We start from the raw sequence: 14,863 nt of genomic DNA on the forward strand, positions 1-14,863 counted from the left end.
TTGGAGAGTCCTCATGTGGTTTAATAAAGTATTAAATGTCAGCTTATGTTGTTTGTTATTATTAGGGTGTCAGGAAAATACCGATCAACCATTAGTTGCTGAGCCATCGATTTCTGAATCACCGGTTTCTGAGTCATTGGTTTCTGAAGCATCGATTTCTGAACAATCGATTGCTGAATCCTCGAATGCCGAACAATTATCTGCCGAACAATTACCGGTTGATAAATTAGTTGCGCAACAAGCTGGCGCTGTCAATGTCGCACCGAATCCCAAATCGACCGCAGTATCAGTAGCGTTAAGGTTACTGGATGTCTCCGAGCGTGAAGTGGGCAATAGCAATGCCATCGAATTATTGTTTAATAGTCCCTTACAAGCAGAACAAAACTTTGACCGTTTTGTTGAAACTTCCCCTAAATTAGCCACTCCCGTATTGAGCAAAGACGGGAAAAAGTTACAATTTTTTGGTATTCAACCGCAAACTGATTATACAATTAATGTGATTGCTGGATTAATGGCTGAAAATGACAGCTCTCTTAATAAAGCTTCACAATATTCCGTCACCACAAGAGCAATGCAGCCAGTTGTTAGTTTTAAAATGCAAGCGGGCGCAATATTAGTACCGGGACACTCTGAAAATTTAGGTATTTATTCTGTCAATGTTGAAGCTGCGAACCTTAATATTTATCGCGTTAAAGCCGATAAACTTAGCCGTTTTATTGGTGACTTCGATTATATTGCTAATAGCGGCGCCTATCATTACCAAAATGCAAACCGTGAGGAAATGGTTGAACATATCTATACGGCTCGCATTGAAACTGCAGGTAAAGCCAATCAACGCCATGTTACAAAATTTGCCATTGCTGATAAAAAATGGGCCAATGAAAGCGGCGTTTATTTTGCCACTATCGGTAAACCCGGGGGCTTTGAATTCGATGCAGCTACTTGGTTTTCGGTGTCTGCAATCGGTTTACAAATACGTCAATTCCCGACAAAAACCTATGTGATTGCCCAAGATATTAAAACCGGAAAATTACTTTCGAATGTACAGATAGATTTTTTAGATAATAAATCAACACGATTTTCTTCATTAACCACCGATTCATCGGGTAAAGTCAGCATTAATAATAGTGACCGTTTAGCATTAATTGTGGCGCGTAATGACCAGCAAGTAACTGTATTACCTTACCAACATCCACGTTTTGACCTTTCAGATTACAATGTAGCTGGCCCAACGCACAGTGATAGTCAAATATTTGTTTATTCTGAGCGAGATATTTATCGTCCGGGTGAAACCTTAAGGTTGAATATGCTACAGCGTAATGCGGATGGGCAAGTACTACCATCTGAATTAAGCGTGACTGTGTTTAAACCTGATGGAAGCACTTACAAATCAATTTGGTTGAAAGCAACGGATAAAAAAAATGGTTACTATCAATATCAACTTGATCTGCCTAAATCTGGTCCAATGGGTAATTGGCAAGCTAAAGTTAATGCTAAAGGTAACAGTCAATATAGTGCGCGTTTTCATTTTAAAGTTGAAGATTTTTTACCGGATCGTATGCGCTTAAGTTTTAACGGCGAAGAAGCATTAAACCCCACTAAACTAAATAGTTTCAATGCCACACAAAAGCTAACCGTTAATGTGTTGGGAGAATATTTGTATGGCGCGGCCGCCGCAGGTAATAAATTACAAACTAAGGTCAGTGTGTCAGCTTGGACTTATCCATTTAAACAATGGCCTGATTATTACGTGGGGGATATTAACGGTGCTCGGAATGAAAATTTCGAATTGGCAGATGCTCAGTTAGATGAAACTGGGCAAGTTGTTACGAAAGTGGATAAAGATTGGAGTGATTGGAATGTACCCGTTAAAGTGCGCCTGCATTACAGTCTTTTTGAAACGGGTGGACGTGCAATTAACCGTTATTATGATAATTTATTATGGCCTAAAGCCAGCTTTATTGCGGTAAAACCAGGCTTTGATAATGACCAATCTGCAAGTAATAGTGGTATAAATTTCAGTCTATTAAAATTGAATAAAGCGGGGAAACCCCTTACCTCCGGTAATGTGAAAGCGGAATTGATACGTGAAGAAAAACGTTATTTTTGGAGCTATAACGATAATAATGGCTGGCACTATCAACGTATAGAAAAAGAGTATGTTGTTGATGACCGTATACTTAGCTTTGTCGACTCAACACCACTGAACTTATCACAACAAGTTGAATGGGGTGATTACCGATTACAACTTACTGACTTAACAACGCAAGCGCGAACTGTTTATCATTTTCGCGCTGGACAGGATTGGTATAACGATTGGCAAAATAATAGTGCGACGATCCGACCTGACCGCGTCAATTTGGCGTTAGATAAAGCCGCTTATTTACCAGGAGAAAACTTAATATTACGTATTGGTTCGCCTACATCGGGTAGTGCATTGGTAACAATCGAATCCGACCAAGTATTATGGCAACAGTTAGTGGAAATAGACAAAGGTGAGTCTACGTTATCCTTAAGCGTACCGAAAAATCTTGCTAGGCATGATTTGTACATTTCTGCTTTTGTTGTCTCAGCAGCTGACAATGCATCCAAATCCATCACTAAGCGTAGTTTTGGTATTATTCCTTTGCCTTTGAATCGAAGTGATCGTCAATTAAATGTTGAAATTGATACTGCATTAAGTTGGATACCAAATCAGCAAGTAACGGCCAAAGTACTTGTAAAAGATGCACAGGGCAATCCTGTAACCGGAGATGCCAAAGTCACTTTATCCGCCGTTGATGCAGGTGTATTGAGCGTGAGTGGGTATCAGGTAGAAGACCCTCATCATTTCTTTTATAGCCAGCGAGCTTATCAAGGCGGCATAAGCGATGTTTACGATCAAGTGATGACTCCCTTATTAGGAGACTCGGCAAACATACGTTGGGGAGGCGATGCCGCATTAACACGTGGTGGCGAACAAGCACAAAGTGAAGTACAAATTGTAAGTCTATTCAGCGGGTTAGTATCGGTTAAACAAGGTATCGCCGAGATCCCTCTACAATTACCTGCCTTTGATGGACAACTAAATTTGACCGCGATTGTATTCAATAAAGCACAATTTTCTAAAGCAGAAAAAACCGTCAAGGTTGCTTCACCTGTGGTGATGCAAGTGGCGATGCCAAAATTTATGGCGCAGGGTGATAATAGTCAGATTGCGGTAGATTTAAGTAATAGCACAGATAAACCTCTACAAGGCGAGTTCACCTTCAGTGTCGGTGGCAATTTATTAGCGCAGAAACAGGTTAAAAATATCACTTTATTGCCTCATAAAAAGCAGACGTTGTATTTCTCTTTAGATGCTGAACAAGCAATAGGGAAGGGTGAAATCAATGCCAGCATGGCCTTAGGGAAGGTTGTTATTAAGCGTCACTGGACATTACCTGTTCGCCCAACACAAGCCAGTGAATACCACTCAGAGAAAGCATTGTTAATGCCTAATGAGCAAATGACATTGCCAAACGATCCGCTCTCTGCCTTTACTGATAGTAGTAAAAAATTACAATTGTCAGTGGCATTAAACCCACATTTAGATGCACAGGCACACTGGCAATATCTTGCGGATTATCCTTATACCTGCCTAGAGCAAACCACCAGTAAATCACGTCCATTTGTGACAGCATTGCACAGTCCAGTGAGCAATATAGAAGCTGTTGATACACAGATGGCACAACAAAAAGTGCAAGATGCAATTCAACGATACAGTCAATTGCAACGCGCTGATGGTAGCTTTGGTTTATGGAGTAATCATTCACCAGAGCAGCACTGGTTAACTGTTTACGCCACCGACTTTCTTTATGATTTGCAAGCAAATGGAGTGACGGTGCCAGCGGATATGTTGGATAAAGCCACACAACGTTTGCAAAGTTATTTAAGCTCTCGTAGTCGCCATCGTGTTAACACTTGGTCTACTAACCCGCAGCATTATGATGCCGCTTATCGTGCCTATGCAGCTTATGTGTTAGCAAAACAAAATAGTATTACCCTTGGGCCATTACGTGATATTGCTGAAAAAGATATGCCAGCGGCAATCGGTAAATTACCTGGTGTTCACCTTGGTTTAGCGATGTTAATGGCCGGTAGTGAACAAGAGGGGAATGCTTTAATTAAACAAGCATTAACGCAACAACGTGGACAAGATTACCTCGGAGATTATGGTAGTGAATTGCGCGATCAAGCGATGGCTATTAATGCAATATTAACCTCAGCTTCAGTAAACGCGTCATTACAACAAATAGCATTAAAGATGGTACCTGATTTAGCATTAAACATGCAGCAAAAACAGTGGTTAAGCACTCAAGAACGTAGTGCTATTTTGTCCTTGGCAATGACCATGAAAAAACAATATACAGCACACAAATGGCAGGGTGATCTGCTCATTAATGATAACAATATAGCGCTACAAACAAGCGGTGAATATCATCAGAATATTACAACCGATAATAATCAAAACAAAGGGATTCAAGCGAGTTTTAAAAATACAGGCACTAGAGCTGTATATGCTTCCTTCGATTGGTCTGGCGTAAAAAAACAGCCTGATTATGACCTTGACCATGGTATTAAAGTGACTACACAACATTTCTTAGTGGATAAAAACAGTGCAATAGAGCTGCCTGATAATAGTACTTTACAATCAGGGCAATTATTATTAACACGCATTACAGTGCGCAGCGAACAAAGAGTGGCAGATGCATTACTGGTTAATTTGATGCCGGCTGGGGTGGAGTTAGAAAACCAACAATTAAACAACAGTTTAAAATTGTCAGATCTTATGATTGAAGGTGATCAGGTGGAAGTGACTGCCAACATTGTACATCAAGAATATAGAGATGATCGTTATGTGGCTGCACTGGATTTGCGTGCGCAACAGATTCAAACGTTATACGTGTTGTCACGCGCAGTAAATCCCGGCAAATATGTGGTGCCCGCGGTACGTGTTGAATCTATGTATCAACCTTCTGTATACGGTGTTGGTGGAAGCATTAAGCATATTGACGTGAAAGCACTTGATTAAGCTTGTGTTTCAGCGGTTTACTAGTGTAGTGACAAAGAAAACCTATCAAGGCTTATTAAAATGGCCATGGCTTTGTTTAGCATGGTGCTTTTTATTCATGATTTTAGTGCTGTGTAGTTTATGGATTGCTAATCGTTGTTATCCATTACTATTGTCTGATCAGCAACAGGATTTCGCTAGCGTGGTATTAGATGATCAAGGTTACCCGTTACGTGCCTTTGCGGATCTGCAAGGAGTGTGGCGTTATAAAGTCGATATAGAAGATGTTTCCGATGAGTATTTACTAGCCTTAATTGCCTATGAAGATCGTTATTTTTATCAGCATCCTGGTGTTAATCCGATTAGTTTTTTAAGAGCAGCATGGCAATATTTAATCCATCAACGTATTGTTTCTGGTGGTTCAACTATCACAATGCAAGTTGCACGAATATTACACCCTCACCCGCGTACTTTATTGGGAAAACTACAGCAAGTATTACGCGCTTTACAATTAGAATGGTATTTGAGCAAACAAGAAATATTAAATATTTACATTAATTACGCTCCATTTGGTGGCACTTTAGAAGGTGTGCAAGCTGCAAGTTATCAATATTTTCGAAAGCCTGCCTCGGCGTTGCGGCCTGCTGAAGCTGTTTTATTAGCGGTTTTACCACAAGCTCCCTCGCGATATCGACCAGATCGTTATCCTCAACGTGCCACTCAAGCAAGAAATAAAGTCATTGATCGACTAGTCAAGCAGGGCGATTGGAGTCCACAAAAAGGAAAACAAGTAAAACAAGAACCTGTGGTGGTATGGAAACCTGAGCAACCTTTTGTCGCACCGCTGTTAGCAAGGCGATTACATCAAGAAAACCCCAATAAAGCCGTTATCAATACTTATATTAAACGTGATTTACAACTGCAAATTAGTAGTTACGTTCAAGAATATGCGATGTTACAGGGGGCAGGTGTTTCGATGGCTGTGCTGGTGGTTGATAATCAAACACAACATGTAGTCAGTTATGTAGGATCTGCCTCGATGTTAGATGCAAGTCGCGCTGGCCACGTTGATATGATTCAAGCTATTCGCTCTCCTGGATCAACTTTAAAACCATTATTATTCGCTTTAGCGATTGATGATAACCTTATTCATTCACAATCCTTATTAGCCGATGTGCCTCGTTTAAATTCTCGCTATCAACCCGGTAACTTTGCTAATGGGTTTGATGGCCCAGTGACTGTAACGGATGCATTGCAACGCTCTTTGAACATTCCTTTTGTGCAATTGATTGAAGCCTATGGAGAACAAAAGTTTGTGAATAAACTTGCACATGTATTGTATCCATTACGTATTCCCAATGGTCAAGCTAATGCGTCCGTTATATTAGGAGGTGCGGGGATTTCATTACAAAGTCTTGTGACTTTACACAGTAGTTTTGCTAATCAAGGTTGGGTTAAACCACTTATTTTTAAAAAGCCCGAAACTAATGAAAAGCCTAAAAATAGCAAAAATAATGCAGTTAAAGGACGTAGATTAGTTAGTGATGAAGCAGCTTGGATCACTTGGAAAACCTTAACCGGATTAACTCCTCCTGCACAATTTAGTTGGGGTGTTTCACAACAAGTACGTCCAGTACTTGCTTGGAAAACTGGTACAAGTTGGTCTAGCCGGGATGCATGGGCAATTGGTAGCACTGAACAATATAGTATTGGTGTGTGGGTTGGGAAACCCAGTGGAGAGCCATTAAAAGGTGCACTAGGCGTAACCACCGCAGCGCCGGCATTATTTTCTGTGTTGAGCATGTTAAATAATGCAAAACAAGCGGATCTTCAATCTGTTTCAGCAATGCCTGAGCGGCCATTTAACGTACAGGAAAAAGAAATTTGTTGGCCCGATGGCAGAGCGAGCCATTTAAGTGAAGGTAGCTGTGATCGCCGTTTTGTTGCACTTACTAAAGGTGGGGTCACACCGAGAACGCTACAAATAGAATCGGGATTAGCTTTTCATCAGGTGATAGAAAACATTATGATTGATGCCGATAGCGGGCTGCGTTTATCGGGTCATTGTGGATCGTTAGTGGCAAAGCATAAAAAAGTTAGTGTATGGCCTCGACAGCTAGAACCTTGGCTTGCCGTTAATGAAAAAAGAGGACATCGTATTCCCATCTATTCTCCTCATTGTTTAGTGATCCCCAAACAAGCTGATGCACTTACTATTGTTGGTTTATTAAATCAACAACAAATATATAGACAGCAGCAAGAGTTAATTCAACAAACTTTGTACGCTGCGGGTGCTTCGGGGAAAGTTAGCTGGTATTTAAATGGGCGATGGTTGGCCTCACAAGCCGGTGCATTCACTTTAAAATTATTACCTCAATTACAAGGAAAAGCGGAGCTTGTTGCCATTGATCAACACGGCGTAACGGGACGAATCACTTTTACTATGAAAGATGATTTAATATCATTCTAGGTTTTGTCTAAGTAGTTTATTTTGTAAAAATAACTACCTAGACAAAACCTAACTGCCTTAATAAAAACCATAAATTGCCTTGTAATCATACGGTTAAGCAAAGTAAGTTAGATCTAACTCTAAAATGGGGTTTAATTGATTATTTTTTTACATTATAAGTAAGCAAAAATATGCAAATTGCTTATACTCAGCGCAAATGTTTACCCCCTATGCATTATTTTCACTTCCTTAAAAGGAGGAGCAGGACTGAGTATGAATAAATTAAATCTTCTTCAAAAGCTGTTATTACTAACCCTATTGCCATTAGTGATCATTATTGTTTCACTTTCTTCTATCTCTTACTCTGTAGAAAAAGAAGGACTTGAGCGAGATGTTACTGAATTTCGTCAATCCTTGATGAAAGAGCGTAAGCAAGAACTAAGAGAAGTTACTGAAATTGCGTTAGGCATTATTGCTTATCAAAAATCTCTACCTAGTAGTGGTGATATTGATGCCGCACTACGTGATATTCGATTTGGTAGTGCGGGATATTTTTATATTTATGATACCAAAGGCACTAGTATTTTCCATGCAGTAAAACCTGAAATGCAAGGCAAAAATTTTATTGATTTAAAAGATACAAAAGGCAATAAATTAATTGTTGGTTTATTAAATGCAGCTCAAAAGGGCGATGGCATCTATTCATTTTATTTCCAAAAACCAGGTTCTTCTGAGCAAATCGAGAAAATTGGTTATGCAACGATGATCCCCAATAGTAATTGGATGATAGGGACTGGTGCTTATGTTGATGATATTGAAAAAGTAATCGCTAACTATTCCAATAAAGCTGAGAAAGCATTATCTGAGAAAGTAATGTTTACTTTCATGATTTCGATCGCCTTAATCATTGTTACTGCCATTATCATCTATATCGCTGCAGTTAAAATGGTAAGACCGATTCAACGTATGGCTGATAACTTAAATGATATTGCTAAAGGCGAAGGAGACTTAACTCGACGCCTTGAAATTAATGGAAACGATGAAATTGCACAATTAGGCCGTTCTTTTAATCTGTTTGTTGATAAATTGAAAAATATCATTACTGATATCAGTGAAGCGACGATTGGCATCAATCAAGCGGGACGTGATATGGATCAACAAAGCCGCGGTATTGCGACACAATTAAAAGATCATAACAATGAAACAGAGCAAGTTGTATCTGCTGTGACTGAGATGTCATCAACGGCTAATGAAGTTGCAAGCAATACTAATCAAGTAGCGGAAGCAACCCGCGCAGTTTCAGAAGATGTTAATCACGCCCAAAGTTGTGTTGAAACGTCATTAACAGAAGTCTCTGCTTTAGTAGAGGAAATTAATGGTGCCGCAAGCAGTATGAATGCTTTAACGGAACAATCGCAAGAAATTAATAAGGTGTTGAGTGTGATTGGTGCGATTGCAGATCAAACTAATCTATTGGCATTGAATGCAGCCATTGAAGCTGCGCGAGCAGGAGAGCATGGGCGCGGTTTTGCTGTGGTGGCAGATGAAGTAAGAAGCCTAGCAAGCCGTACACAAAAGAGTACCCTTGAAATCAATGAAATGCTTGGTGAATTACATCGTTTAGTAGAGCTTTCTGCCAAAGCGATGTCACTGAGTCAAGAGCGAAGTGTACGTTCTGTGGATTCATCGCGTGCTATTTCAGATAGTTTACATTCGGTGACTTCTGGTATTACCTCTATCAATGATATGAGTACTCAAATTGCTACTGCGGCAACGGAACAAAGTTCTGTGACGGAAGAGATCACTCGTAATGTTTATCAAATCCAAAGTATTGTGAATTCATTAACTGAAGGTAGCAGTGAAGCTGAAAAAATTTCGCGCGGTGTATTAATTGAAGGTAACAAACTAAATCAATTAGTGGGCCAATTTAAAATAAAGTAACTTGATGACGAGCAACGAGTATATTATTCATATGCTCGTTTGCGTCATATTGTTAATTAACATGGTTATTGCTTTATTATTTGAATCTAATCTTCTATAGATATCATGAGCTAAGTTTACATAGGTATCAGGAATTAAGTTTTATAAAATAACGGGTTCTGATACTACACTAACTCTTTTTTGCTGTTTTGTAATGTAGTGTTACTTCTTTGTTATGATTGCAGGAATAAAAACACATAAAAAGAGTCATCTATGCCTTTAACTATGCCTTCATCTACACCTTTATCTAACCCTTCATTACCCCTGACACTTATTCGAGGTTTACCGGGAAGTGGAAAAAGTACTTTAGCTAAAAAAATAGTTAAAGAAGCGCAATATACAACGCAGCACTTAGAAGCAGATATGTTTTTTGTTAATGACAGTGGTCGCTATCTATTTCAACCTGCTTTACTCAAACAAGCTCATGATTGGTGCCAACAACAGTGTCAGCATTTTTTAAAGTTGCAGCACAATGTGGTGGTCGCTAATACCTTTGTGGAGCAATGGGAGATGAAGGCTTATAGACAATTAGCCAAACAGTATAATGCAACCTTACAAATTAAAGTATGCACAGGAAAGTTCAACAGCATTCATGATGTTCCTGCTGAAACAATTAAAAAAATGCAAAAGAGGTGGCAAGCATAAGTACCTGTAACTTCAATTCACCGTGCTGTCACAATATTTTTAGTCGTTAAATATTTTTAAATAGCAAAAATATGTCACAATTTATTGTATGAAAATACAAATATAGTGTATAAAAACACAAATATAGTGTCATTCCTCACGCGGCTTCTATCACCCACTTCACAGTTTTTACTTTATAGATAATACTGAAGGTATCTGTTTCTTTTTTAATTTTGCAGCTAAGAGCTGTTCTTCTTTATTACTGGTTCACCACGTTGAAAGTAAAAGATTGCCGATTAATTGACTTTTTCAGATTGAATAAAGTAAACAGATCTATTTTTAGTTCGATGGTAAGACCTTAAACTAAGGAAGTAAGTCTATGCATAATCCCTCCGCTAATGAGCAATATGTTTTAAAAAATGGTCGCGCTACTATTGCAGTGTTAGTCGGTTCAATGTCCTCAGCATACCAAGAGGGAATTATGCGTGGCGCGGCTCATGTGGCAGAGAAAAATGATTATAACGTGATCGGTTATTGTGGTGGCGCGGTTAATTCTACAGACCCTTTATCATTAGTGCGAGACCGTGTTTTTGGGCTTGTTGATATGGACTTAATTGCGGGGGTGATTGGCCCCTTTAGTTCTCACTTACGTTTTTTAGATGATCACTCTAGTCAAAAACTGATCAATCGGTTTTCAACAGTACCCACGGTCAATATCGGTAGTTATGTGCAAGGGCACAGCAACGTCATTACCGATTATGCAATTGGTTTTGAACAGTTATTTGAACACTTTTATGTCAAACATCAGTATCGTCATATTCTTTTAATGAGAGGCCCTAAGCACCACGCTTCTTCAAATAGTCGAACCGAAATATACAAAGAAATGTTAATTAAGCATCAGCTTCCCTTTGATCAAGATGCTGTTTTATATGCTGATTTAAATCGCTTGGCTGCAAAGATCTCCTTTGAAAATTTCTTAGATCAAGTGGGTAAACCCGTTGAAGTTGTGATTGCAGTAAATGATAACCAAGCCCTCGGGGTTATCGACGCCTGCAAGGAGCGAGGTATTTCTGTTCCCGAAGAAATAGCAGTGATAGGGTCGATGGATACATTAGAAGGTGCCTTTGCTTCCCCTGCTTTAACTAGTATACAAGAACCGCTCTTTGAACTTGGTAGCGTTGCTGCTCAGGCACTTATTGATCAAATTGAAGGTAAATCACAACGAGTTGATATTTATGTCCCCACATCATTAGTGATAAGACAATCATGTGGGTGTTTACCTGAGGCTCATTTTAGATCCAATAAAGAGCAGTGCGATCTGACCAAAGCATTAGGGGATATAAAGAATAATGATCTGATTTTTAAAGGCATTCTGGATTATTTTGAGTCTAAGGTGGTCCCTTATAAGGGAGGTATTATTCGCGATGATGTTGCCTCAGTGATTCATTTATACCAACAGGCGGTTCATGAAAAAGATTTTGATGGCTTTTTAAAAATACTACAAAGCTACTTACAAGAGTCGGTGAAAACGGAAGAAATTATTTTATGGCTTGAATTGACTGACCGAATACAGTTTAGCGCATTACAATATTTAGAACAGGACAAAGATGCACATGGATTGGTTGGTTTTATAGGACAATTGATCTCTTTAAAAAATAAAATTGAGAAAGTGGCGATTAATTTTCAGCGCTTTGAAGCTGAGTATTATTTGAATTATTTTAGAACCATCGTTAATAACCTCAACTCCTCATTTGATTTAACACGAATAAAAGAATATGCCGTTGATATTTTAAATTTATCGGAGCTACACATCTCTTTATTTAACGAGCTAAATAGCGAACCTCTTTACGCTACTAACATTGTATCTGTTCGTAATAACCAATTTATGCAAATCGAGAATAAAGAATTTCTTGCCAAGAAATTATTGCCGGATGGTCTAATACATTATCAAGATCGTTTTACATTGATGGTTTTTCCACTGTCTTTTAGGAAAAAAGCATTGGGTTTTATGACCTTGAATTTAAGTAACCGTAAAGGCACTGCGTTTGAGAATTTGCGCGCTATTATTAGTGCTGCATTAAAAAATGAAATTTTGATTCAAGATTTAAAGAAAGAACAAATACGGTTTAGTGAGATAGCACATAGCTCATCTAATTGGTTATGGGAAACCGATAAAAATAATGAGTTTACGTATTGTTCCAACTCAACGAGCGAGATCATTGGTTATCCACCTGCATTATTGATGAATAAAAAAATTAATGAATTTAATGTCGGAAAAGAAGGGTGTTTTATCAATAGAATGCATAGTCATGAGGTGATAATTGATTTTGAATGTTGGTATCGACATCACAATGGCAATGTTATTTGTTTGTTAATTTCAGCTAAACCTATTTTTATTAATCAGGTATTTACTGGTTATCGTGGGCTATTTGAAGATGTAACAGAAAAAAAACTACAAGCCGAGAAAATTAAAAACTTAGCAAATTTAGATATTTTAACTGGTTTGCCAAATCGTAAGTTATTTCAACATAAACTCACTGAAGTGATTGAGCATTGCCGAGTTGAGAATAAAAAATGTGCGATTATATGTATCGACGTCGACTACTTTAAACATGTTAACGATACACTTGGACATGAAGGAGGTGATTTATTACTTGTGCAATTAACGCAACGTTTACAAGAGGCCCTTTCTAAAGATCATATATTGGCGCGATTAGGTGGTGATGAATTTGTTATCATCGTGCCCGATATACAGAGTGAAGAAAATGTAGTCGAGGCCGTCGTATCTATCTTTAAGCATATAAAAGCACCTATTTTGATTAATGATAAACCTATTTACAGTACCTTGAGTTTAGGGGTTAGCTTGTATCCCAATGATGGTGATGATGTACAAACATTGCTGCAGAGTGGGGATAATGCAATGTATCAAGCAAAATCCCAAGGACGTAATGGTTATGTTTTTTATGATAAATTTTTAGAGCAAAAGAATATTCTACGCAATAAATACGAAGATATATTACGTGAAGCGATCTTAAAGCAGCAATTTATTTTATATTATCAACCTCAAGTTTCGGTTAATACCGGAAACATTGTCGGTTTTGAAGCACTGGTTAGAATACAAAATAAAGAGCAGGAAATTATTGCGCCCAATAATTTTATTCCACTGGCTGAAGAGCTAGGGTTAATTGGGCAAGTTGATGAGTTAATCTTTGAAGAGGGATGTAGACAATATGGCTATTGGCGTAAAAATGGCCATCAAAATATCCGCTTATCAATAAATTTATCGGCACTGCAATTACGAAATGAAAAATTATTGAATACTTACATACAGATAATGAAAGCGCATCATGTTGACCCTAAAGATATTCAAATAGAAATTACTGAAAATGCTTTGATTGAAAATGAACAACTAGCATTAACTATTTTACAGGGCTTTAAAGACTATGGGTTGAGTATTGCTTTAGATGATTTTGGTACGGGTTATTCATCACTTAACTGTATCAACCTTTACCCCATTGATACGATTAAAATAGATAGAACGTTTGTTAAAGATGCGGTCAATAACCCAAAAAATAAGGCTGTTATTCAAGGCATGGTCTTAATTGCTAGCAGTTTAAATTTAAAAATTATTGCTGAAGGTGTTGAAACCGTCGAGCAATATGAATTTATTAAGCAACTAGGGTGCCATGAAATTCAAGGTTATTACTTTTATAAACCTTGCCCCGCTGCACAAGTCGAGCTGTTATTGCAACAACGGGCGGTAACAACTATTAAATAAAAGCTTTATTTACTTTGTGGGTAAGCCACTGGCTTAAATTATTAAATTTATACTCTACATAACTTACTGTCAGCATACGATGATTCGTTTGATACTGCCGTTGTTGATTGTTTACGACTATTTTCTGCTCTCCCTTCAAACGGGTGTTTGTCACTCTCAGCATGCTTTTACATTCGCGAACCCTTATATAAGAAGTTCGTTATATTGCGAGTCCTTACATTCGCCGCTAATTAAATACCCTAATGGTGGCGACAATAATATTGAGGTACTTGCCAACTAACTTTTGTCTACTTAATGTCTATATTTTTGTCTGTAGAACACGTCAGTTAAATATTTTTGGTGACTAAAATTGATTGCTACCTTGCTTTTTGTAATTAAGTCACCATCTAATGATAGTAATCAATTTTTTCTCTATTAACTAACGCCTAGGAAACGGTAGATTTGTTAACGATGAGATAAAGGAGTAGTTGAGTTTAAACTAACAATAGAAATTGCTTAAACAATAGGGTTAAAAAGTATGACTTTCAAAATAGTGTTTTAAATAGATTGTTTTAATGTTATTGTTTCGACATAATATGCCTAGGATTATTTTGAAGTTTAATTTCATGTGAGCTTTAATTTGATTATTAATCACAAAGAATAAATAGTATCTGGGTGAAGAGTTAATGGTTAAATGGAACTAATTGTTCAAGTTAACACACTAATTAAAGTGACTAAGTAACGGCGATATCGGCGTGAGTTAAAAGGCCAAAATACGACCTTTTTATAGACTTGATATAAGTTTGTTTAAAGAGGGAAATGATTGAATATTATCGCTAGTTATTTTTCATTTTTAATGGTGGAAAGAGAGTTAAGAAATGCATCAAACTTTGAATGATTTAATTAATCAAAGCGTATTTTAAAACCCTCTATAAAGTAGTGTTTATGCTAGATGGGATAGTTGATTTTATAATCAGTAATATGTTGATTATAAATGAGAATTAACTTTTTTTAGGTCTCA

The 14,863-nt window shown here is 37.8% G+C and carries 5 protein-coding genes; all 5 read left to right on the plus strand.

The window, feature by feature from the left end:
• Positions 1-13 precede the first annotated feature (13 nt).
• Positions 14-5,053, plus strand: a complete 5,040-nt coding sequence (locus GQR44_RS05235) for an alpha-2-macroglobulin (protein ID WP_166369960.1) — start codon at positions 14-16, stop codon at positions 5,051-5,053.
• Between the two features lie 97 nt (positions 5,054-5,150).
• Positions 5,151-7,502, plus strand: a complete 2,352-nt coding sequence (pbpC, locus tag GQR44_RS05240) for a penicillin-binding protein 1C (protein ID WP_166369962.1) — start codon at positions 5,151-5,153, stop codon at positions 7,500-7,502.
• Between the two features lie 252 nt (positions 7,503-7,754).
• Positions 7,755-9,422 (plus strand): methyl-accepting chemotaxis protein, encoded by a 1,668-nt coding sequence (locus tag GQR44_RS05245; RefSeq protein ID WP_166369964.1) that lies wholly within the window; start codon positions 7,755-7,757, stop codon positions 9,420-9,422.
• A gap of 252 nt (positions 9,423-9,674) precedes the next feature.
• Positions 9,675-10,106 (plus strand): ATP-binding protein, encoded by a 432-nt coding sequence (locus tag GQR44_RS05250; RefSeq protein WP_240923563.1) that lies wholly within the window; start codon positions 9,675-9,677, stop codon positions 10,104-10,106.
• Positions 10,107-10,464: 358 nt separating this feature from the next.
• The gene (locus GQR44_RS05255; RefSeq protein ID WP_166369966.1) at positions 10,465-13,863 is read left to right on the plus strand and encodes an EAL domain-containing protein; all 3,399 of its coding nucleotides are present in this window, start codon (positions 10,465-10,467) and stop codon (positions 13,861-13,863) included.
• The last annotated feature ends 1,000 nt before the right edge of the window (positions 13,864-14,863 follow it).

Origin of the sequence: Psychromonas sp. SA13A (genome assembly GCF_011378715.1) — a bacterium.
GTDB lineage: Bacteria > Pseudomonadota > Gammaproteobacteria > Enterobacterales > Psychromonadaceae > Psychromonas.

Excerpts from the sequence above, each read along its gene's own strand:
- GQR44_RS05235 (WP_166369960.1), top strand. The coding sequence starts at position 14 with ATGTGGTTTAATAAAGTATTAAATGTCAGCTTATGTTGTTTGTTATTA.
- pbpC (WP_166369962.1), top strand. The coding sequence starts at position 5,151 with ATGATTTTAGTGCTGTGTAGTTTATGGATTGCTAATCGTTGTTATCCA.
- GQR44_RS05245 (WP_166369964.1), top strand. The coding sequence starts at position 7,755 with ATGAATAAATTAAATCTTCTTCAAAAGCTGTTATTACTAACCCTATTG.
- GQR44_RS05250 (WP_240923563.1), top strand. The coding sequence starts at position 9,675 with ATGCCTTTAACTATGCCTTCATCTACACCTTTATCTAACCCTTCATTA.
- GQR44_RS05255 (WP_166369966.1), top strand. The coding sequence starts at position 10,465 with ATGCATAATCCCTCCGCTAATGAGCAATATGTTTTAAAAAATGGTCGC.